Here is a 21,476-nt window from a genome sequence, read left to right as displayed (position 1 = left end):
GAAATCCGCTCGACTTTAGCCCCTCTATTGCGCGCGCTGTGGCGAGTGGACTACGGTCATAGTACGCGCAGAGTTTAGCCCCTATAAACAGGCTCTGGTGAGGGCCTATGTGGGGCGAAGGGAAGCGAGCGGATGATTGGCGGTCACTCCGTCAGTCTGCCTTAAGCCTCCCCGTCCATGCGCCCCGGATACCGCACGTCTGGCCCGACCGGCGGTCACTGGCCGTGCGGCCCGCACTTCCCTGGTGGATCAGCGGTCTTCCCGGCCGCGTTACGTGAGGTGTCCCATGCGTTTCTTTTCTCTGCTCGCGTTGGCGAGTGTCCTGTTGGTGGCGGCGGTGATGCCCGCCCGGCGTACGGGTGGGTTGTGTGCCCACCTTCTCCGTCATGTCGCGTCGTCTCTGGTTCCGGTGCGTCAGGCGCGGGTGGTGCCGCGTATCCCGGACTATCCGCGTTTCGCTGAGGTCGCGGAGTCGCATTCGGCTCTGTGGGAGGTGACCTACCGTTACGGCGAGGCCGCGCCTTATGCCGCGCGCAACCGCGTCACCGCCCACGTCGTGGCGGTCTCGGACGTGGAGTTGCTGGATCACTGCCTGCACGTCTATGAGCCGCCCTCACCGCTGCGCGCCTACACCGCACCGCGCGTGCGCGCCTATGCCCACGCCCCGGCGCAGTGCCCACCGGGCCGGTGAGCGCGGTGGCCACCCCCGACAGTGTTGCTGCGGCCCTGGCCCGGGTGCGGTGGGACTTCCCGGCCTGGACCATCACCCACACCCCTGACACCGACTCCCAACGGGCGTGGAACGCACACCGGCGCGCACCCCTGACCCGGGCCGAACACGCACACGGGCGCAGGCGTGACCTGCACGCCCCCACCCTCGACGCCCTCCTCACCGAGCTGGGCGCCGAGCAGCGGGCCCTGGACGACCACCCCGACTCCTCGGACCGCCCTGGCCGGTGAGTGACCGGCCCTCAAGCGAGGGGCCGCGCGTCTGTTCACCCCGGCGCGCGGCCCCTCCTACCCCTCGACCACCAGGTGTGCCCCCGCCCTCTCGCGGCGGGTGCCGGTTCCACCCGAACGAACCCCTCACCCTCATGACTTCCACCGACCCCACCCCCACCGGCCGCCGGGCCACGCGGACGCTCCAGGTCAGGACGCTCCCTGATGGGTGGTGACGTCTCCACCGCACTCGTCAAACACCAACGCAACCTGGCATTGGACGAACCCCACGGCCAGATCCGCGCTTTCGCACCCTCGGTCGTGCCCGCACCCCTGCAAACCCCCGCCTACACCCGCACCGTCCTCACCGCCTCAGGGCTACTGCGCCCCGAGCACGTCGAAGAGATCATCCAGATCCGCACCCACCGCCAACGCCTGCTCATCGACGCCGAACACCCCCGCACCTACGTGCTCACCGAGACGGCACTGCGCCGCCCCGTCGGCGGTGTGGAGACCATGACCGAACAACACCTGCTGCTCCTGGCCCTGGCCGAGCTGCCCCACGTCACCCTGCGCGTCCTGCCCGAGAGACACGACCCCCCGGTGATCTGGTCGTGCGCCTTCACCATCACTGACAACGCCACCACCGTGGAGACGATCCCCTTCCCCTTGGCGTTGCCGATCACCGACACCCGGCACTACCTCACCCACTCCCACGACCTCTTCCACGCCGCCCACCCCTACCGGCTCTGAGCGGGGGATTGGAAGGAGTGTCGTACCGGTTCAACGCAGGTGATCGACGAGTCGCGAGGGGTAATGCGGACGGTTTCCTTCCGCAATCGCTTCCGCCTTTCCCGCGTAGTGGGGGTGTCGTATTTGTTGGAGGTCCCTGCCGCGAAGCCCTGCTTGGCCGCATGTCGTGGGCGTAGTGCCTGGTGGGGGTGGGGGAGTGGTTGGTCTGACAGGGTGCGGGAGCTAGTGGATAATGGGGGTGGTGGACGCCTCACCGAAAATCTCATAATGGTAACGGCTCGCAAAGTGCCAGGTCATTAACTGTGAGCCCCGCGTACGCGGGGATGGTCCGGGTCTCCTCAGGGTAACGCGCGGACGCCCGGAGTGAGCCCCGCGTACGCGGGGATGGTCCGCCCTTCGCGGTCTACACCTGCGACATGACCGGGTGAGCCCCGCGTACGCGGGGATGGTCCGGTGGTCCCGTCGCCGGTGAACCGCTCGACGTCGTGAGCCCCGCGTACGCGGGGATGGTCCTCCTGGGGCTGAGCCTGCGCCGCGGTGAGGCGCGTGAGCCCCGCGTACGCGGGGATGGTCCTCCTGGGGCTGAGCCTGCGCCGCGGTGAGGCGCGTGAGCCCCGCGTACGCGGGGATGGTCCTGGACGACTGTGCCGCGCGCGGCGGAGCCCACGGTGAGCCCCGCGTACGCGGGGATGGTCCGCGCTACCGAAAAACTGAATGAGATGGGGGTGAGTGAGCCCCGCGTACGCGGGGATGGACCGGGCTTCGTGCACGAGCTCCATGAACTCCCGGTGTGAGCCCCGCGCACGCGGGGATGGACCGACGAGTGATCACGCCACGTCCTGGCGACCCAGGTGAGCCCCGCGCACGCGGGGATGGACCGACGAGTGATCACGCCACGTCCTGGCGACCCAGGTGAGCCCCGCGCACGCGGGGATGGACCGGACAACGACTCCGTGAACGATGTCTTCGCGCAGTGAGCCCCGCGCACGCGGGGATGGACCCAGCAGTGTCTCCGGGGGCACTCTCACCGTCCGGTGAGCCCCGCGCACGCGGGGATGGACCGTCGGGGATGGTCGAGACGCTCATGCGATCGTGGTGAGCCCCGCGCACGCGGGGATGGACCGCACTGGTCTCAGCCGACCTAGTCCCCGACGAGTGAGCCCCGCGCACGCGGGGATGGACCGACGCCACGGATCACGCGTTCACCCAACCCGGCGTGAGCCCCGCGCACGCGGGGATGGACCGGAACAGGGCTGGTGGTGGGGCTACCGCGATATCGTGAGCCCCGCGCACGCGGGGATGGACCGGCACGACCACACATAGAGAGGAGGGCCGGTGTGTGAGCCCCGCGCACGCGGGGATGGACCGCCCTGAACCTTCCGCGACTTCTCAGCGTTGAGGTGAGCCCCGCGCACGCGGGGATGGATCAGAGCGGGACGTGCACCAGGCGCACCCGGAGCGTGTGAGCCCCGCGCACGCGGGGATGGATCAGAGCGGGACGTGCACCAGACGCACCCGGAGCGTGTGAGCCCCGCGCACGCGGGGATGGACCGACTCCCTTGGCGATGGCGCGGTTTTCCCTGTCGTGAGCCGTGCGCGGTGTGCCGTCGTTTCGTGTGGGGGCTGCCCTCGACGTAGTGGTCGATGAGATCGGGGAAAAGGCGAGCCCCCTCCGCCTCCGGCGTATAGCCTGGTGGGTGACCTGCGCAAAGCCGCAGGTCGCGTCGCAGAACCACCGGCCGGGGGCCAGGACAGGACCCACGGAAACGGGAGTCGCGGGATGCGGGTGTTGCTGTCGACGATGGGGTCGCGCGGGGACGTCGAACCGATGGCGGCACTCGCGGTGCGGTTGCGGGAATTCGGTGCGGAAGTGCGGATGTGCGCGCCACCGGATTGCGCGGAGCGGATGGCCGAGATCGGCGTGCCGCTGGTTCCCGTCGGTCGGCCGGTGCGTCCGCTGATGCACGAGTCGGCGCCGTCGGCGGCGGAGCTGCCCCGCCGCGCGGCCGAGTTGATCACCGCGCAGTTCGACGCGGTCGCCGTGGCGGCACGGGGATGTGACGTGCTGGTGGCGACGGGCATGATGCCGGTCGCCGCGCGGTCGGTCGCCGAGAAACTGGGCATCCGTTACGTGTACGCGAGCTACTGTCCGATCACCCTGCCGTCGCCGCACCACCCGCCCGCGCCGTTCCCCGGTCGGCCGTTCCCACCGGGGGTCACCGACAACCGGGCACTGTGGGACCTGGACACCCAGAGCATGAACGCGCTGTTCGGCCTGGCGCCCCACCGGGCGTCGATCGGCCTGCCGCCGGTGGACAACGCCCGCGACCACGTCTTCACCGACCGGCCGTGGCTGGCGGCGGACGCGGTCCTGGGCCCGTGGCAGGAGCCGGCGGACCTCGACGTCGTACAGACCGGAGCGTGGACCCTGCCGGACGAACGCCCGCTCCCGGCCGGGGTGGAGGCGTTCCTGGCCGCCGGCACCCCGCCGGTGTACGTGGGTTTCGGCAGCGTGCGCGCACCCGAGGGCGTCGCCCGGGTCGCCATCGAGGCGATCCGCGCGCTGGGCCGTCGCGTGCTCGTCGCCCACGGCTGGGCCGAACTGGCCCTCATCGACGACCGGGACGACTGTTTCACGGTTGGCGAGGTCAACCAGCAGGCACTGTTCGGCCGGGTGGCCGCCGTCGTGCACCACGGAGGCGCGGGCACCACGACGACGGCCGCCAGGGCCGGTGCGCCCCAGGTGGTGGTTCCCCAGGCGGTGGACCAGCCGTACTGGGCCGGCCGCGTCGCCGCCCTGGGCATCGGTGCGGCACACGACGGCCCGACCCCCACCGTCGAGTCCCTGTCGGCCGCGCTCGCGACCACTCTGACCCCGGCGACCCGCGCACGGGCGACCGCCGTGGCAGGCACGATCCGCACCGACGGTGCGGCGGTGGCCGCGACCCTGCTGTTCGACGCGGCCGGTCGGGAAAGGCCGCCCGTGTCCGCGTAAGCGGCGTGGGGCCGCCGGGTCGGGGACGGCGCCCGGGGGTGGACCGCACCGCCGGCGCGGCAGTGCGAAGACGCCGAACCCCCGTTGGGCCGTCCGTGGTCAGCGGGCGCCGTCGGGCCAGTCGGTGTAGCTGATGCGGTCGACCCGGCTGACCTCGCCGACGGTCGCCCACTCGTTCCTGCCCAACCGGGACAGGGGGTGCAGCAGGGCGACGTCGGGGTGGCCGTCCACCATCGCGGAGTCGGCGACGGCCGCGTGCACGACCTCGCCGAAGACCACCGTCGTCCCGCCCAGCGCCACGGTGGAGTGCAGGCGGCACTCCAGTGCGACGGGTGAGGCGGCCACGCGCGGCGGCCGCACGGCCCGGCTCGCCTCGCGCTTGATCCCCACGGCGTCGAACTCGCTGATGTCGGGGGGAAAGTCGACGGCACTCTCGTTGACCTGGCGCTGGAGTTCCTGCGGGGCGAGGTTGACAACGAACTCCCCGGTCTCCTCCACGTTGCGCAGGGTGTCCTTGTGCCCGGAGGAGGAGAACTGCACGATCGCGGGCGCGGTGCTGGCGATGGTGAAGAACGAGTGGGGGGCGAGGTTGTCGACGCCGCTCGCCGATGTCGTGGAGATCCAGGCGATCGGCCGGGGCACGACCACCGACGTCAGCAGCCGGTAGAAGGCTCGGCCGGGTAGGTCGTCCGGAGTCAGTTCGGTGCGCATCGATGTTCAATCTACGCTGCCGGGGGCAACCTGGGTGCATGGAGCTCATCACCATCGACCAGGTGCGCGCTGCGGCGCGGCGTGTCGCCCCCCTCGCCGTGCGCACGCCGCTGCTGCCCTGCCCCTGGTACGAGGGCGATCTGTGGCTGAAACCGGAGAGCCTCCAACCGGTGGGCGCCTTCAAGATCCGCGGCGCCGCCAACGCGCTGGCGCTGCTGGACGACGCCGCCCGCGCGGGCGGCGTCGTCACCCACTCCTCCGGCAACCACGGCCAGGCGCTGGCCTACGCCGCGCGGGCGGAAGGCGTCGCCTGCACGGTGGTCGTCCCCGAGGGCGCACCGGAGGTGAAGGTGGCGGCGATGCGCGGGTTCGGCGCGCGGATCGTGTCGGCCGCTCCCGAGGACCGCCAGTCCGTTGCCGAGGCGCTGGCCGCCGAGCACGGAGCGCACCTGATCCCGCCCTTCGACCACCCCGACGTGCTCGCCGGCCAGGGAACGGTGGGGCTGGAGATCGTCGCGGACCTCCCCGAGCCCGACGTCGTCCTGGTGCCGGTGGGCGGTGGGGGGCTGGCCTCCGGGGTGGCCACCGCGGTGCGCTCGTTGAGCCCCTTCACCAAGGTCGTCGGGGTGCAGCCGGAGCTGGCGGCCGACGCCGCCGAGAGCCTGGGGGCGGGGCGGCTCATCACCTGGGAGCCCGAGCGCACCCGGCGCACCATCGCCGACGGTGTACGGGTGGGCCTGTCGGAGCTCACCTTCGCGCATCTGCACAAGCGCCTCGACGGGATGCTGACGGTCACCGAGGAGGAGATCCGCGCGGCGATGGGGACGTTGCTGCGGCGGGCCCGCCTCGTGGCCGAACCCAGCGGGGCCCTGGCAGTCGCGGCCGTACTGTCGGGCCGCGCACCCCAGGGCCGTACGGTCGCGGTCGTCTCGGGCGGCAACGTCGACCCCGAACTGCTGAGGGCGGTGCTCTGACCCGCTTCCCCGCCGGCGCGTTCGGGGCGGTGGCACCCGCCCGACGTGGGCGAAGGTGAACGGGATCATAGCCCCGACGGGCGTCGACCGGGCCGCTCGGGGTAGCCTGGCGCCTTTGGCGGGCAGGCAACGGCACGCGCTGCGCGCGGGCCCGGCGAGGAGGCGGAAATGGCGAATCTCGACGACGTGCGTGCGCTCATCGAGCAGGGCGGCAACCGCGGCGTGGTGTCCACGACCAGGGCCGACGGTTCCATCCAGTCCAGCCTGGTCGTGGCCGGCATCGTGCGCCACCCGGTCACCGCCGAGGAGGCCGTCGCCTTCACCACGCCGGCTTCCAGCGTCAAGCTGAGGTTCCTGCGTCAGCGCCCCCGGGCCACCATGGTCTTCCAGTCCGGGTACCACTGGGCGTCGGTGGAGGGCACCGCCGACCTCATCGGCTACGACGACGCCTATGACGGTGTCGACGCCGAGATGCTGGGGCTGCTGCTGCGCGCCGTCTTCGTCGCGGCCGGCGGCACCCACGACGACTGGGACTCCTACGACCACGCGATGATCGAGGAACGCCGCAGTGCCGTGCTGATCAGCCCGGCCCGCGTCTTCGCGATGTGAGTCGTCGCCCCCCCGGCCGCCGTGCCGGGAGGGGAGAGGGGGAGGAGCCCACTGTGCAGGAGTTGAGCGGGTTGGCGGCCCCCGTTGTCGTGGCGCCCATGGCCGGAGGGGCCAGTACCCCCGAACTGGTGGCCGCGGCGGCCTCCGCCGGAGGGCTGGGTTTCCTGGCCGCTGGGTACGCCACGCCCGCGGACATGGTGCAGAGGGTGCGGCGGACCCGTGAGCTGGGCGCGGAGTTCTTCGGGGTCAACCTCTTCGTCCCCGGCCCCGACACCGCCGATCCCGTCGCGCTCGCCGCCTACCGGTACCGCATCGCCGCCGATGCCGCGCGCCTGGGCGTGCGGCCGGGCGAACCGCGCTGGGACGACGACGCCTTCGCGGCCAAACTCGATCTGCTGCTCGCCGAACCGGTCCCCGTGGTGTCCTGCACCTTCGGTCCGCCGCCCCCCGGGGTCGCGGACCGGTTGCGCCGGGCGGGGACGCTCGTCGTCGGGACCGTCACCGACGCGGCCGAGGCGCGGCTGGCCGTCGACGCCGGGGCCCACGCCCTGTGCGTCCAGGGGGCGGAGGCCGGCGGCCACCAGGGCTCCTTCGACGACGCCCGCGAGCGGACAGCGCCCTTGGCCGAGGTCCTGGCAGCGGTGCGCGCCGCTGTCGATGTCCCGCTGATCGCCGCGGGCGGTCTCACCCGCGCCGCCGATGTGCGTGCCGTCCTCGCCGCGGGGGCGACCGCGGCCCAGCTGGGGACCCTGTTCCTGCGGACCCCCGAAAGCGGGGCGAACCCGGTGCACCGGGCGGCGTTGGCCGATCCGCGGTTCACGGCCACGGCGGTGACCCGCGCCTTCACCGGCCGCCGCGCCCGGGGCCTGGTCAACGGTTTCCTCACCGTCCACGACCCACTGGCTCCCGCGGGGTACCCCCAGGTGCACCATTTGACGGCTCCGCTGCGGGCGGCCGCGGTGCGCGCCGGCGATGCCGAGACCGCGCACCTGTGGGCGGGGACCGGCTATCGGGCGGCCCCCGTGGAGCCGGCCGCCCGGGTGATCGCGTCCCTGACCGCTTCCCGACAGTCCTGACGGCGGGCCCGGTCAGCCCTCGTTGAGCCAGTCCAGTACCACCGCGGCCGTCCACGACTGGCTGAGGCTCCCCAGCGGTGCGCCGGTCAGGGGATGGTAGTACTCGGCGAAGGTGCCGTCGGAGACCAGCCGCAGGCACTCCGCGCGGATTCCGGCGGCGCTGTCGTGCAGGCCCTGGCGCCGCATGGCCCAGGTGAACAGCCAGCTGATCACCGGCCACTGGGGCCCGCGCCAGTACTGCTTGGGCAGGAAGCCCGCGGCCGAGGGCGACACGGTGGGCAGCGCCCCCGTCGCCAGGTGCGGGTGCCCCGCCCAGTCGGGGCCTTCGAGGGCTGCCACCAGGGAGGCGCGCTCCTCGGGGGTGACACCCCCGCACAGCAGCGAGGAGAACCCGGCGATCGTGGGGGTGGCGATCCAGCGGTCGGCGCGCACGTCGAAGTCGCGGGCCAGGCCGGTGGCGGGGTCGCGGGTGGCGGCCACCGCCGCGCCGGAGCGCGCCGCCCAGGAGCGCAGCGTCGCCACCTGTTCGGGGGACCGGTCCGATTCCTCGCCGAGGTCGGCGAGTACGTCGCAGGCCAGGGCGAACGCCGCCGTCATGAACACGTCGCCCACCAGGAAACTGCCGTTGCGCGCGACCTCGTCAGGGCGGTAGCCCGCGCGGCGCATCTCCTCGATGAGCCACATGTAGCGGTCGTACTCCGCGTCGGTGGGGCGCTCGCCCTCGTCGCCGACCTTGTCGAGGTCCTTGCGGGTGTAGGGGGTGAGGTCGGTTCCCGGGCGCACCCCGGAGTAGGCGGAGTCCCAGCGGGGGGAGTTGTCCATGCCGGACTCCCACCCGTGGGTGATCGCGACCAGGCCGGTGCCCAGCGGGTCGCGGTGGGTGGCCAACCACCGGTGCCAGGCGAACAGTCGAGGCCAGGCGGTCGCGAGCAGCTCCTCGGCGCGGCGGTTGTCGGCGGCCGACCCCCGGCGCCCCGCGTCCACGATCGTGCGCAGCGCGATGGCGTGCACGGGCGGCTGGCAGATACCGGAGGTGGCGGGGGTGCCGGGAGCGGCGGTGCTCAGGCGACCGGTCTCCCAGCGTTCGGGGCCGGGGAAGTAGCCGGTCCCGTCGCTGAACACGATGTGCGGGATCATCCCGTCCGACCACTGGCCGCCCAGGAGCGTCTCCATCTCGCGGGCCGCGCGGTCCACGCTGATCCGGGCCAGGCCGACCATGATGAAGGCCGCGTCCCAGCTCCACATGTGCGGGTACAGCCGGGGGGAGGCCGTGACCATGCGCCCGGTGTCGTTGCCGGCGAGCACCCACGCCGCTCCGGAGGCGAGCTCGGCCGTCCCCAGGTGGGGCCGGTGGACGTGGGGGGCCGGCCGGCCGACTGCGCCTATGGTCATGGAGACTCCCAAGAAGTGGGGATGGCTGGGCCGGCGGTCCGCACGCCGGTCGGGAGCGGACGTCATGTGTTAAGAGAATGTTACAACCGCTGTCCTCGGTTGCCACCCGTCCGTCGGCACCGCACCCCCACAGAGGGGTAATCGCCGTCGGGCGGTGGGCCTGTCGAGAATTATGTCGCGGGCGCGATCGCCGTGGCCAGTCCGTCGGGCGGCGCAGTGGTGCGACCGGAAAAGACCGGCCCCGCTTGCCTTCCGCGCCGATCCGCTCGGGGGCGCGCTGCTGTCGAGGGGGTCGGCGGACGGTAACCGTCGACCCGTTGCGCGCGGAGTACGCTCCTTCGCCGGCCGCCCGCACAGGTTGTTGCGATCAGGTTTCCGGCGCAGGGCAATTCCGGGGTAACCGGCGCGTGCGCGGCGATCGGGCCGCGGCCGGGGTGCGCCCCGCGCACACGACACGGCCGGGCGCGTGGGTGCGCCCGGCCGCGGTCACGGGGGAGTCAGCGCCTCGGTCGGCGCTCCCCGGTCAGGAGATGATCGTGTTGGACGAGTGGACCTCCTCCCGGGGGCGGGGAGCGCCGCGGTCCTTGGCGGCGCCGGCGGCGGAGACCTCCGGTTCCAGGACTGCGATGTCCATCGGGGAAGGCTCGCCCGAGGCCACCGACACCGAGCGTTCGGGAGCGGTCTGCGCGCCCGTCGCCGGACGCAGTGCCCCCGCGCCGACCGCGATCAGCAGCAGCAGTGCCGCCGGCAGGGTCAGTGCGGCGGTCAGCCCGACGTACTCGGCGAGCAGGCCGATCGACACGGGACCGACCAGCGGCCCGCAGTAACCGATCAGCGAGACCGTGCACAGGTTGCGTCCGGACTTCGCGGGATCGTAGGCGGAGGCCGCCGTGAACACCTGGGGCATCACGCAGGACAGGCCGGCTCCCAGCAGGCCGAACCCCAGCATCACCACGCCTTGGACGGGCGAGACCAGCGCCAGGAACAGTCCGGCCGAGGCGAGCAGACCGCAGCAGCGGGTCACGGCCACCGGCCCGATGGCCAGGGTGAGACGGTCGCCCACCAGCCGACCCACTGTCATCAACCCGGTGTAGACGGCGAAGGTCGCCGAGGCCATGGCCTCGGTGCCGCCGACGACCTCCCGGGTGTAGAGCGCGCTCCAGTCGGTGGCGGCGCCTTCGGCGAGCATGCAGCACAGGGCGATACCGCCGAGCAGGGCGATCCGCGACGGCGGGGCGGAGATCCGCCAGGTCCGCCGACCGGTCGGCGCGGCCCGCTGGAGCGGCGGGGGCACCGGTGCGTTGTCGCTGAGTTCCTTGCGCAGGGTGATGGCGATGGCGGCCAGGGCGATCGACACCACGTGGAAGGTCGTTGTCGCGTCCATCCCGGCACGGGCGAAGATCGTCCCGGCGATGGCTCCGAAGCAGCCGCCGAACGAGCAGGCCGCATGGAAAGAGGCGATGATCGGACGTCCGTATGCGCGTTGCAGTTGGGTGGCCTGGACGTTGACGGACACGTTGAGCAGCGCGTGGGTCGAGCCGAGCAGGAACAGGGCCGCGGTCAGCTGAAGCATGCCGCTGACATGGGCGGGAACCGAAAGCGCGAGGCTCGCGGCCAGGGCGGCCGGTGGCACCACGACCCTGCCGCCGAACCTGTCCAGCAGTCCGCCGCTCAGTCGCATCGCCATCAGCGCCCCGGACGCCAGGGCGAGCAGCGCGATGCTCAGTTCCCCGGCGCTCACACCGGCCTGGTCCTTCACCGCCGGGACCCGGGTCGCCCACACCGCGATGACTGTTCCGGTCACGAAGAAGTAGGCGTAGAGCACCCTTCTTGCGCGCCGCAGCCGCTCTGTGGCGGCCTTCTCGTCGTGAGTACGTGCGTAATCGATGTATTGGTTCTCAGACACGTTCTACCATTTTTTCGGAAAGAGTATGTATGACATTGCGCGACTGAAGGTGGGGCGTTGGCCTCGATAGCCCCTGGTTTGGGTTTCGTGGCGGTGGATGTCGGGCCCACTGGAGCCGGAATCTGTTTCCAGAGGGGATCGGGCAGCGGCGGCTATGGCCGTAAACGTGAACGCCGACTGTCATAGAGGCTACATAAAACACGACGTCAATGCTGCGACTCGACGCGCGAATTTTCGCTTCGGCACTCTAGGGACCAGCGAAAACGCTCAAAGCCCCTTGCTGCTCTGGGTTTTGTTGAAGGTAAAGTAATTCTTGCTTAGATCTAAATCACAACAACTTCAAAGGGGCCATATCGTTTGTCCGTCTTAAGAATGCATTGTGGCCTGCATTTCAAATTTGGCGCGTATTGGTCCCTTTTGCTCGCTTGGTGGGAAGTTCTCCGGCAATGAGATCGGCCAGTGATGGGCGTCACGGGATCAATTGGCCGCTGGGGTGTTTTGTTCCGCTCGTTCGCACGGGTGTTCGTGGTTCGCTGGCGTTGGCCCGGGCCCGTCGGTCGACCGTTTGGAAGGCTGACCGGGCAGGGAAACGCGGCGCCGGTATGGGGAGGAGCGAGGCGTGCGATCGACAGCGGCCCAGCCGGGGAGCCCCCGGGCCGGTGATGCGGTGGACCGGTCGCCGTGCCGGTTGCGGTGTCGGGGCGGGGATGGGCACGTCCCCCCTGGTCAGCGGGCGAATAGCGCGTAGTCTGAAAGGGTGAGACGGCGCGTTCGCAACTACGTGTTGCTAATGGGGGGCAGCCTCGTCCTGTTCGCCGCTTCCGCTCCGGTGGCGGCGCTGACGGGCACGGGTGTCGGCGTTGCCATGTGTGCGGTTGCCGCGGTCCTGCTGCTCGTCGCGGTGTTCGTCGGAAACTCCGCCGATCCGGACGATCCCGCCGATCACGACTCCCGTTACGGCCCCAACGCCGACTGATCCCGTTCAGGCCGGCCCGGCGGCCCGGTGTGCCGGTCGGTCCCGCCCCGAGGCATTTTTCTTTTCGCGCAGGAAACGGCCCGATGGCGTAGTCCTGCGCCTGCTCCCACTGTGCGGAGGCCGGGACGTTTCCCCGCCGGGTGGGCGAGGCGACTCCGGGCGACTTCGCGCCCCTGATTTCGCTCCCCGGAGGAAGTCGGGCCCCGGGGCACTTGTCGTTCGGGCGGGCGCGGGGTGCGGCACCGGACTTCCGCGGGCGGGAGAAGACCGGGTGAACAGGATCGCCAAAAGTTCACCTCGGCGGCTGCGGCAGCGATGCCTGTCGCGCATTTTTTCGCCCTGAGCGAAAGTCCGCGGCGGAAAAATCCGTCCCCGAGCTCGACCGCCCCTTCAGCGAGCGGTATCGAACGCGCTGTCACCAACCGGTCGGTTTCGCAGGGAGGGATAGCGGCGAAGGCGGCGCCGGTTAATTCACTGTCTATTAACTTCTGGTGCCGCCTCCGGTGCATGGTGATGGATTGTGCCCGTGATACGCGTTGCCCGGCGGCGTTTGATGTTTTTTTGTGCCCTCCGGGGAGAAGGTCACGGAAATTTCCACCGCCGATGTGTGGGAAAGGGCGTCGTTATCTCCCCGGCTGCGGGACGGCGGGGTATTCGCCTTGGAGGAGACGGTTCGCGTTGCGTGCTGCCCGCGTGCGGACTCGTGTCGATCTGTACCGCTATCGGTGGCCCGAATGGGAAATGGGCACCCCGGAATTCACGCGTCCGGGGAGGGAGGTGGGCGAACGCTTCCATCGTCATTCGAGGGCTCCGCGACGCGAAACGGCCGAATGCCATCGGTGCGGTATTGCCGACCCGATCAGGGGTTTTGGTGCCGCCTGGGGTGAATGTTCTTTTCTCGACAAGTGAATGAAACAGTGGTTACCCGCTGGTAGAGTCCCAGGTCAACAAGAGTGCTCCCCGCGCACGCGGGGATGGTCCCGCGGCAGCCAACAACGACATCGGCCGGTTTCTGTGCTCCCCGCGCACGCGGGGATGGTCCCATCGCCCCCGTCGAACTGAAGGACTTCAATGTGTGCTCCCCGCGCACGCGGGGATGGTCCCAATGTTGTCGGTGACGACCAGCAGCCAATGGTGTGCTCCCCGCGCACGCGGGGATGGTCCAGTTGTGTTCAAGGAACCGCCCGCACGAAGGAGGTGCTCCCCGCGCACGCGGGGATGGTCCCTCCTCGGTGAGCGTCACGCCGACCCCAGACGGGTGCTCCCCGCGCACGCGGGGATGGTCCCCTGATCACCAGCGTGGGCGACGCCGCCACCCAGTGCTCCCCGCGCACGCGGGGATGATCCCACCTACGGGATCCAGCAGTCGGTGTCGCTCGTGTGCTCCCCGCGCACGCGGGGATGGACCGCTATGGGCGGTCATCGATGAGGCCGCGCTCCTAGTGGGCCCCGCGCACACCGAGGACGGCCCCCGCGCCGCGCCGATTCGGTGTCCGGAAGGGGCTATACGCGGGGACCCGCGCCGGTGGTTCCCGGGCGCCGGGCTTCTGCGATCCTGGTCCTGTGCCGTCCACACCCGCTGGTCCCGAGCCGGTCACGCCCGATGCGCCGGGGGCCGTCGCCCACCCGCTCCTCACCCAGTCCTGGCTCGACACCACCTTCCTGCACTGGGAAGTGGACCCCGGCCTGGTCGCGCCGCTCCTGCCGCCGGGCACCGCCCCCGACACCCGCAACGGGGTGACCTACGTGGGCCTGATCGCCTTCCGGATGCACCGCCTCGGCTGGTTCCGACTGCCCGGCATCCCCTATCTCGGCACCTTCCCCGAGACCAACGTCCGTCTCTACTCGGTGGACGCGCACGGGCGCCGCGGCGTTGTCTTCCGCTCGCTGGACGCCGCCCGCCTGGCGTCGGTGCTCATGGCGCGGATCGGCTTCGGCCTGCCCTACCTGTGGTCGCGCATGTCGATCCGCCGCGACGGCAGCACCATCGCCTACGCCAGCTCCCGGCGCTGGCCCGGTCCGCGCGGCGCGCACAGCCGCATCGCCGTCCGGGTGGGCGGCCCCGTCGACGAGCCCACCGAACTCGACCACTTCCTGACCGCGCGCTGGGGACTGCACAGCACCCTGTTCGGCCGTTCGCTGTACCTGCCCAACGCCCATCCGCGTTGGCCGCTGTACCGTGCCGAACTCCTGGAGTGCACGGAGGACCTCGTCGCGGCGGCCGGTCTGCCCGCACCGGCCGCCGAGCCGGTGAGCGTCCTGTACTCCCCGGGCGTGACCGTGCGTTTCGCAGGACCCTTGCGCGGGCCGCGTCCGGCCGTGGGGTAGCGGTCCGTGGCCGGGACCTTCGCTCCGCCGAGTCGGGGCCTGCGGGCACGCCGTCGCGGCGCCAGGCGACCCTTAGCCGCTCCCGTTCGGGGCAGTCCTTGAAACAGTAGGACGAAAAAGCCCTGATCAGTGCGGGGATCTTGCGACCCGGGTACCCGCGCCTTCCGCGAGGAAGCGGCGCCGGCCATCGACGGGGACGCCGGCCCCGAGGGCATCCGGGGCCGGCGGGGGCACAGCGGTTCGGTCGTGGGGGAGGGGACACGGATGGACGCGGGGGACGGTGCCGGGCGGGGCGGCGATGCGCGGGCCTACGGGGGCGTCGCCGGGGTGGACGGCTCCGAGGGGGCGGCGATCGCCCTGGACTGGGCGGCCGGCGCCGCGCAGGCGCGGGGGATCGGGCTGCGCATCGTGCACGTTCTCACCGGCCCTTCCGGTTCGGTGCCCGGCGATCGCGGGCGCAGCGGGGCGGTGCTCGTGGCGAGGGAACGGGATCGGGTCCGCCGCGTCCGCCCCGGCCTGGCGGTGGACACCCGGGTCGTCAGGGGCGAACCGGTCGAGGCGCTCGTGGCCGAAGCGGCACGGGCCGACCTGCTCGTGGTGGGCTCGCGCGGCAACGGGAGCCTCGCCACGGTCCTGCTGGGCTCGACGAGCGTGGGGGTGAGCGCCAGGGCGGCGTGCCCCGTCGTGGTGGTTCCCGCGGTGGCCCCGCGTGCTCCGCAACCCGGGGGGCGCGTTGTGGTCGGGGTCGACGGGTCCCCGGCCTCGTGCAAGGCGTTGGAGTTCGCGTTGGCGGAGGCGGTCCGCGGCGGAAGGGGACTCGCCGTCGTGCACGCCTGGCAGGTGCCGGCGCAGGTCGACCCGATGGCGTTCGCGGCGGTCTCCACGATGGGCCGCGAGACCGTGCGGACCCGCAACGAGAGGTACCTCAGCGGTCTCGTCGCCGAGGCCCGGACCCGGGAGACCGAGTCGGTGCGGGTCCGGGTGCGCATGGCGGAGAAACCGCCCGCCGAGGCCCTGCTCGCCGCCGCAGAGCGCGCCGACCTCCTGGTGGTCGGGTCGCGCGGGAGGGGCGGGATGGCCGGACTGCTCCTGGGGTCGGTGAGCCAGTCGGTGCTGCACGGCGCCGTCCTGCCGGTGGCGGTGGTCCGAAACCCGCACGACCGTGCCCGGTGAGCGGGGCCGTCCACATCAGGGCGGCGGAGGGCGCCGGCCGCCGCCGACGTTTCGCAAGGCGACGACCGTCGAGCGGATCTGGCGGATGACGTCGACTCCGTCCCCCTGCCCCTCGACGAGGGGAGGGGAGGGGAGAGGGGCGCCCGCGCGAGGCCGGGAACGCCCGAGGGCAGGCAGAACGGGCGGAAGCGCTGCGCCGGCGTCCCGGCGCGGGTGCGCGCAAACCCGGCGGGGATTGTTTCCGCGCGGCGGCGTGCACCGAGGTGGTCCGGGTGAGCGCCCCGGTGCACCTCGAACAGCACGGCCGCGATCGTCTCGCGCGGCCACGCCATCCGTCCCGCGCGCATTGCGGGCCGCTTTTCCCTGCCGGACCGGGTGGCCCACCACGGGTCGTCCCCCGGCCGGGGGACGCGCCGTCGATCAGCGCCCCAGCACCCGGGCCAGGGCCGCGAGTACCAGTTCGGCGCGGTCCAGGCGGGCGTTGTCCCCCATGAGCCCGATCCGCCAGACCGTCGAGGCGTACTCCCCGGCACCCGCGCCGATCTCGATCCCGTACTCGGCGAGCAGGCGCTCGCGGACCTTGGCGGAATCGGCGTCGGCGGGCACGCGCACGGTGGTCAACTGGGGCAGGCGGTGGCCTTCGGCGGCGAACAACTCCAGGCCGAGATCGGTCAGGCCCTCCTGGAGCCGCAGCCCGGCGGCGCGGTGGCGCTCGGCGACCAAGGGCAGCCCCTCGGACGTGATCCGGGTCAGAGCCGCGTCCAGGGAGGCGACCATCGCCACCGGCGCCGTGTGGTGGTAGGCCCGTCCGCCGGGGCCGCCGCGCACGTAGGCCCCCAGCAGTCCCAGGTCGAGATACCACACCGGCGGCACCTCCACCCTGCGCTGCCAGGCGCGCTCGGAGAAGGAGAACGGGGCCAGGCCCGGTGCGACCCCCAAGCACTTCTGGGTGCCCGCGTAGGCGATGTCCACGCCCCAGGCGTCCAGCGCCATCTCCGAGCCGCCCAGCGAGGTGACGCAGTCGGCCAGCAGCAGGGTGTCCGAGGAGCGGGCCCGCAGCGCCGCGCCCAGGGCGGCGATGTCACTGCGCACCCCGGTCGAGGTCTCGGCGTGCACCGCCGCCACGATCGCCGGGGCGGGGTGCGCGGCGAGCACCCGTTCGACGTCCACCGGTTCGCCCCACGGGTGGTCCACCCTGACCACCTGGGCGCCGTAGCGCGCGGCGACCTCGCACATGCGCGCACCGAACAGTCCGTTGACCGCGACCACCACGGTGTCGCCGGCGCGCACCGTGTTGGCGAACGCGGCCTCCATGCCGATGGAGCCGGTCCCCGACAGCGGCAGGGTCAGCGCGTTGTCGGTCCCCCACACCTCGCGCAGGCCCGCGCAGGTGCGGTCCAGGATGCGGATGAACGCGGGGTCGAGGTGTCCCAGCAGGGGCGCGGCCAGCCCCGCGGTCGCCTCGGGATAGGGGTTGCTCGGGCCCGGGCCCAGCAGGGCGCGTTGGATGAGTGTCATGCACCGCACTCTAGGACCGGCCGGCAAGGGGCTCCTGCCCCCGGGTGGGCCGTTTCGTGTCCGTTGGCGTCCCGCCCGAAGGGGCGGCGGCGGCCGGTTTCGCGGTGGCCGTGTCCCGGTTCCTCGCCGGAGAGGGCATGCTGGTGCCCAAGCGTCGGCGAGCGCTGCCCGCACCGCGGGCTGTCGAGTATTTTCGAGGAGATCGCGATGAGCTGGAACGTGTCGTTGGACCGGGGCGTGTGCATCGGTTCGGGGATGTGCACGGGGGCCGCCCCCGACCACTTCGAGTTCGACTTCGACGACGGCATGGCCCGGGCCGTCGCCGCCGAGGTCGCCCCCGACGACTCCGTCGTCGAGGCCGCCGACGCCTGCCCCGTCGAGGCGATCCTCGTGCGCTCGGCCGACGGGACCGTGGTCGCCCCCACTGCCTGAGTGCCGCCTGAGCGCTCCGCCCCAGGGCACGTCCGCCGTGTCCGGGCGGGCGGCGCTCCCGCGGCCCTCGGCGCGGCCCGTGCGGTGGCCTCCCCGATGCCCTCGTCCCCTGCCCGCCCGGGGCGAGGGCACCGGAAATAGCCGGGCGACCGCGCGGGTTGTGCACTGGCGCCGGTGCGTCGCGACGGGCGGCGCGCCACGAACACGGAAAGCCGGACATGGTGCTGCAACCCCCCGCGCGAACGGACCGTTCCGTTCGGGCCGCGACACTGACCGACCCTGGCGCCGCCCTTCTCGTCGAGGCACTGCTGGAGGAGTACACCCGCCGCTACAGTGCCGAGGGGGCCGCGCACGAGTTGGCGTCCTACCCCTTGACCGACTTCGCGCCCCCGCGCGGCGCGCTCCTGCTGGTCGAGGAGGGCGCCTCCGTGATCGCGGGCGGGGCCCTGCGCCGCTACGACGAGGGCACCGCAGAGGTCAAGCGGGTGTGGACCCATCCCGCCCACCGTCGCCGCGGCCTGGCCCGCCAGGTCATGGGTGCCCTGGAGACCGAGGCGGTCCGCCTGGGCTACACCCGTGTCTTCTTGAGCACGGGGCCGGCCCAGCCCGAGGCGATGGCCCTCTACCGGGTGCTCGGTTACCGTGCCCGTGACGGCGAGGGGTTCGACGAGTCGGGGCGGCGCCGCTACTTCGCCTTCGACAAGCCGCTGTCCGGCGCCCCCTGACCCGACTCCGCCCGCTCGGCCCCCGCGCGCCGCCGCGGCGTCGGCCCCGGCCAACAGCGGTGAGGGCACCCCGGGGGGCATCGGCGGCGTCCAACCGGGTGGAACCCTTCGGCGCTCACGCCCAGGCTCGCCCCGGTCGTCGCTCCGGGGCACCCCGCTGTGCAGGAGGGTGCCGGCCGGCACGCCGGATCTTTGCGCCGGCACTCGTGACCTGATGCGAAGCCAGGCGATTGCGCGTCACGTTTTCAAGGTGTGCCGGAGTGGCAGAAGCTGCACAGCCGGTCGCAATTGTTTTTGAGGAACCCGGGTCGGTCGACCCACGACGCGGGGCCCCGGCTTGTGGCCGGGGCCCCGCTGGGTCGATCGGTTCGCTACCGGATCGGGGTCAGAGGCCCGAGACGTTGAGCAGCAGGTTGGGCGTGCCCGCCGGCACGCCGCTGAGGACGCCGGCCGACGCGTTGCCCACGAGCCAGTTCTGGACCGTGCTCTGGCCGGCCTCGCCGTTGGCCTCCTTGTACAGCGCAGCCGCTCCGGCGACGTGCGGGCTGGCGAACGAGGTGCCGTTGCCCGTGTAGGTGCTGTTGCCGGTCCAGGTGGAGGTGATGGCCGACCCGGGTGCGTACAGCTGCACGGACGGGCCGTAGTTGGTGTAGGAGGCGGAGGTGTCGGTGCGCGTGGAGGCGGCGACCGTGGTCACTCCCGCGGCCCGGGCGGGCGAGGAGCCACTGGCCGGTGCGGCGGAGTTGCCCGCTGCCACGGCCACGAACACGTCGCTCGCGGCCAGTCGGTTGACCGCCTGGTCCAGGGCGAGGGAGGCACCGCCGCCTAGGGACAGGTTGGCCACCGAGGGGCCGTCGGCGTTGGCGCCCACCCAGTCCACGCCGGCGATGACGCCGGCGGTGGTGCCCGAGCCGCTGTTGGAGAGGACCTTCACGCCGTAGAGGTCGACCTCCTTGGCGACACCGTAGGTGGCGCTGCCCACGGTGCCGGCCACGTGCGTGCCGTGTCCGTTGCCGTCCACGCCGTTGCCCCCGTAGGCATCGAAGGCGATCGAGGCCCGGCCGCCGAAGTCGGGGTGGTTGGGGGCGATCCCGGTGTCGATGACGTACACCGAGACGCCGTCGCCGGTGTAGTCGTAGGAGTAGCTGTTGCTCAACGGCAGGTTGGTCTGGTCGATGCGGTCCAGGCCCCAGGTGGGGTTGTTCTGCACCGCGGAGAGGTTGACCTCGCCGACCTCTTCGACGTAGGCCACGCCCGGCTCGGCGCGCAGGCGGTGTAGTTCCGCGTCGTCGAGTTCGGCGGAGAAGCCGTTGAGAACGGTGTCGTAGACGTGCTCGATGTCGCTTGCCGCGACGCCGACGCCGTCACCACCGGTGACCTCGGCGACCGTCACGTCGTCCTCCAGGACGACGATGTACTCGCCGTTCACCGCCGTGGCTCCGGCCGACTTCAGGGGGGCCAGGTCGTCGGCGGCGGCCGGGCTCGCGCCGAGTGCGGCCAGGGGCAGGGCCAGCAGTCCGGTCGCCGCGAGACCGGCGAGCGCGCGCATGTGGGTGGATCGTTGCACCAGTGTCCTCCTGGTAGGAGAGGGGTGGCGTGGCTCCGGGGGTGAGGAGTCGCGCCCCGCGGCGGCGGGGTCCGTCGCGGTTGACAGGACTGTAGGCGGATCGTCACTTAAAAAGAAAGATTGGTTACTTTGGGTAGTTTTTCGCCATGTAACACCAATGAAAAGCAATTACCTACAACTGCGGTAGGAAAAGTTGTCAATGGGGCAGAGTGGCCATGCCCGGCCAGTCATGGTCACGCTCCGCTTCTGCCTCCTCGCAGCCGGCTGTGCCTCGCGGGGCCGCGTCGCGATCCCCGTCGCGCACCGTCGAACCGGGGTGAGTAGGGTCGGTGCCCAAGCGTCGGAGCGTCCCCGACGCGGCGCCCCGGCCACCGTCCCTGCCGCCCCCTCCCGGCGGACCGCACCCATGCGAGGAAGCCCGTGCCCCACTTCGACCTTCCGCTGGACGAACTGCGCCGCTACCGCTCGACGGTCACCGAGCCGGCCGGGTTCGACGCGTTCTGGTCGGCCACGCTGGCCCAGGCCCGCGCGACCTCGCTCGATGCCCGCTTCACGCCCGTTGACACCGGCCTGCGCACGGTCGACACCTTCGACGTCGTTTTCCACGGCTTCGCGGGCAACCAGGTCCGTGCCTGGCTCCACCTGCCCGCGCACCGGGACACGTCCCTGCCGGGCGTGGTCGAGTACGCCGGCTACGGAGGCGGCCGCGGGCTGGCGCACGAGAACACTCTTTGGGCCGTTGCGGGCTACGCCCACCTGGTCATGGACACTCGCGGGCAGGGCTCGGGCTGGAGGGTGGGCGACACCCCCGACGAGGTGGCCGCAGCGGGGATGCCCGCCTCCCCGGGGGTCATGACCAGGGGGATCACCGACCCGGCCGACTACTACTACCGCCGGTTGTTCACCGACGGGGTGCGCGCGGTCGAGGCACTGCGCGCGTTCGAGGAGGTCGACCCGGCCCGGGTGGCGGTCGCGGGCGCAAGCCAGGGAGGGGGCGTCGCGCTTGCCGTCGGCGGCCTCGTCCCGGACCTCGCCGGTGTCCTGGTGGACGTGCCCTTCCTGTGCGACTTCCCGCGCGCCACCTCCCTCGCGGACTCCGAGCCCTACCTGGAGATCGTGCGCTACCTCAAGGCCCACCGCGGCGCCGTCGGGCAGGTCTTCCACACGCTCTCGCACTTCGACGGCACGGTGCTGGCGGCCAGGGCGAACGCTCCCGCGCTGTTCTCCGCCGCCCTCATGGACGGGGTGTGTCCGCCCTCCACGGTGTTCGGCGCCTACAACGCCTACACCGGGGACAAGGACATCCGCGTCTACCCCTACAACGGCCACGAGGGCGGCGCCGGGTTCCAGCAAGCAGAGCAGCTGCGCTGGCTCGCCGCGACTCTGTGAGCCCGTGCGGGCC

Annotated in this window: 18 protein-coding genes, 2 CRISPR repeat arrays and 1 riboswitch; of the genes, 13 read left to right on the top strand and 5 right to left on the bottom strand. The window is 71.9% G+C overall.

What is annotated here, in order from left to right; all coding sequences use genetic code 11:
- Window positions 1–286 precede the first annotated feature (286 nt).
- The 4 genes from QSJ59_RS15455 (at window position 287) to QSJ59_RS15440 (ending at window position 4,687) form a co-directional block, all read left to right on the top strand.
- On the top strand, window positions 287–691 hold the full coding sequence (locus tag QSJ59_RS15455) for a hypothetical protein (protein ID WP_285760265.1): 405 nt from the start codon (window positions 287–289) through the stop codon (window positions 689–691).
- Window positions 673–960, top strand: a complete 288-nt coding sequence (locus tag QSJ59_RS15450; RefSeq protein ID WP_285760601.1) for a hypothetical protein — start codon at window positions 673–675, stop codon at window positions 958–960. Before QSJ59_RS15455 ends, QSJ59_RS15450 begins: the two co-directional genes overlap by 19 nt.
- Window positions 961–1,164: 204 nt before the next feature.
- Entirely contained in the window at window positions 1,165–1,692 is a 528-nt protein-coding gene (locus tag QSJ59_RS15445) for a DUF5753 domain-containing protein (protein ID WP_285760264.1), read from the top strand.
- A 302-nt stretch (window positions 1,693–1,994) separates the two neighbouring features.
- Window positions 1,995–3,245: direct repeats of the CRISPR family, unit length 29 nt; unit sequence GTGAGCCCCGCGCACGCGGGGATGGACCG.
- 227 nt (window positions 3,246–3,472) lie between these two features.
- Entirely contained in the window at window positions 3,473–4,687 is a 1,215-nt protein-coding gene (locus QSJ59_RS15440; RefSeq protein ID WP_285760263.1) for a glycosyltransferase, read from the top strand.
- A gap of 99 nt (window positions 4,688–4,786) precedes the next feature.
- Here the strand turns inward: QSJ59_RS15440 and QSJ59_RS15435 are convergent, their stop codons facing one another.
- Window positions 4,787–5,398, bottom strand: a complete 612-nt coding sequence (locus QSJ59_RS15435) for a flavin reductase family protein (protein WP_285760262.1) — start codon at window positions 5,396–5,398, stop codon at window positions 4,787–4,789.
- A gap of 38 nt (window positions 5,399–5,436) precedes the next feature.
- Here QSJ59_RS15435 and QSJ59_RS15430 point away from each other — a divergent pair, with 38 nt between their 5' ends.
- The 3 genes from QSJ59_RS15430 (at window position 5,437) to QSJ59_RS15420 (ending at window position 8,057) form a co-directional block, all read left to right on the top strand.
- Window positions 5,437–6,372 carry a threonine ammonia-lyase gene (locus QSJ59_RS15430; RefSeq protein ID WP_285760261.1) on the top strand — a complete coding sequence of 312 codons (936 nt, stop codon included), beginning with the start codon at window positions 5,437–5,439 and terminating at the stop codon, window positions 6,370–6,372.
- Window positions 6,373–6,540: 168 nt separating this feature from the next.
- Window positions 6,541–6,981 carry a pyridoxamine 5'-phosphate oxidase family protein gene (locus QSJ59_RS15425; RefSeq protein WP_285760260.1) on the top strand — a complete coding sequence of 147 codons (441 nt, stop codon included), beginning with the start codon at window positions 6,541–6,543 and terminating at the stop codon, window positions 6,979–6,981.
- A gap of 53 nt (window positions 6,982–7,034) precedes the next feature.
- On the top strand, window positions 7,035–8,057 hold the full coding sequence (locus QSJ59_RS15420; RefSeq protein WP_285760259.1) for a nitronate monooxygenase: 1,023 nt from the start codon (window positions 7,035–7,037) through the stop codon (window positions 8,055–8,057).
- A gap of 12 nt (window positions 8,058–8,069) precedes the next feature.
- Here the strand turns inward: QSJ59_RS15420 and ggh are convergent, their stop codons facing one another.
- Window positions 8,070–9,449 (bottom strand): glucosylglycerate hydrolase, encoded by a 1,380-nt coding sequence (gene ggh, locus QSJ59_RS15415; RefSeq protein ID WP_285760258.1) that lies wholly within the window; start codon window positions 9,447–9,449, stop codon window positions 8,070–8,072.
- A gap of 523 nt (window positions 9,450–9,972) precedes the next feature.
- Complete coding sequence (locus QSJ59_RS15410) at window positions 9,973–11,355, bottom strand: MFS transporter (protein ID WP_285760257.1); 1,383 nt, start codon at window positions 11,353–11,355, stop codon at window positions 9,973–9,975.
- Window positions 11,356–12,112: 757 nt separating this feature from the next.
- Between QSJ59_RS15410 and QSJ59_RS15405 the strand changes: the two genes are divergently transcribed.
- From QSJ59_RS15405 to QSJ59_RS15395, 3 genes are all read left to right on the top strand, one after another.
- Window positions 12,113–12,331, top strand: a complete 219-nt coding sequence (locus QSJ59_RS15405; RefSeq protein WP_285760256.1) for a DUF3099 domain-containing protein — start codon at window positions 12,113–12,115, stop codon at window positions 12,329–12,331.
- Between the two features lie 953 nt (window positions 12,332–13,284).
- A CRISPR array of direct repeats spans window positions 13,285–13,740; the repeat unit is 29 nt; unit sequence GTGCTCCCCGCGCACGCGGGGATGGTCCC.
- Between the two features lie 154 nt (window positions 13,741–13,894).
- Window positions 13,895–14,659 (top strand): YqjF family protein, encoded by a 765-nt coding sequence (locus QSJ59_RS15400; protein WP_285760255.1) that lies wholly within the window; start codon window positions 13,895–13,897, stop codon window positions 14,657–14,659.
- 264 nt (window positions 14,660–14,923) lie between these two features.
- Window positions 14,924–15,832, top strand: coding sequence for a universal stress protein (locus QSJ59_RS15395; protein WP_285760254.1), 909 nt, complete (start codon window positions 14,924–14,926; stop codon window positions 15,830–15,832).
- Window positions 15,833–16,252: 420 nt separating this feature from the next.
- On the opposite strand, the gene QSJ59_RS15390 is transcribed toward QSJ59_RS15395, so the two are convergent.
- On the bottom strand, window positions 16,253–17,350 hold the full coding sequence (locus QSJ59_RS15390; RefSeq protein ID WP_285760253.1) for a pyridoxal-phosphate-dependent aminotransferase family protein: 1,098 nt from the start codon (window positions 17,348–17,350) through the stop codon (window positions 16,253–16,255).
- 207 nt (window positions 17,351–17,557) lie between these two features.
- On the opposite strand from QSJ59_RS15390, the gene QSJ59_RS15385 reads away from it, so the two are divergent.
- Together QSJ59_RS15385 and QSJ59_RS15380 are read left to right on the top strand one after the other, a co-directional pair.
- On the top strand, window positions 17,558–17,782 hold the full coding sequence (locus tag QSJ59_RS15385) for a ferredoxin (protein WP_285760252.1): 225 nt from the start codon (window positions 17,558–17,560) through the stop codon (window positions 17,780–17,782).
- A 218-nt stretch (window positions 17,783–18,000) separates the two neighbouring features.
- Entirely contained in the window at window positions 18,001–18,507 is a 507-nt protein-coding gene (locus QSJ59_RS15380; protein ID WP_285760251.1) for a GNAT family N-acetyltransferase, read from the top strand.
- 98 nt (window positions 18,508–18,605) lie between these two features.
- Window positions 18,606–18,719, bottom strand: a riboswitch (SAM riboswitch).
- A 173-nt stretch (window positions 18,720–18,892) separates the two neighbouring features.
- Here QSJ59_RS15380 and QSJ59_RS15375 read toward each other — a convergent pair.
- A complete protein-coding gene (locus QSJ59_RS15375; protein WP_432707489.1) occupies window positions 18,893–20,074 on the bottom strand; it encodes a S8 family peptidase in 1,182 nt (393 codons plus the stop codon).
- 420 nt (window positions 20,075–20,494) lie between these two features.
- On the opposite strand from QSJ59_RS15375, the gene QSJ59_RS15370 reads away from it, so the two are divergent.
- Complete coding sequence (locus tag QSJ59_RS15370; RefSeq protein WP_285760250.1) at window positions 20,495–21,463, top strand: acetylxylan esterase; 969 nt, start codon at window positions 20,495–20,497, stop codon at window positions 21,461–21,463.
- The last annotated feature ends 13 nt before the right edge of the window (window positions 21,464–21,476 follow it).

The sequence above is a fragment of the Nocardiopsis ansamitocini genome, assembly GCF_030268225.1.
Taxonomy (GTDB): Bacteria; Actinomycetota; Actinomycetes; order Streptosporangiales; family Streptosporangiaceae; genus Nocardiopsis_D; species Nocardiopsis_D ansamitocini.
The sequence above is the reverse complement of the archived record's forward strand: the minus strand, read 5'-3'. Positions and strand labels throughout refer to the sequence as shown.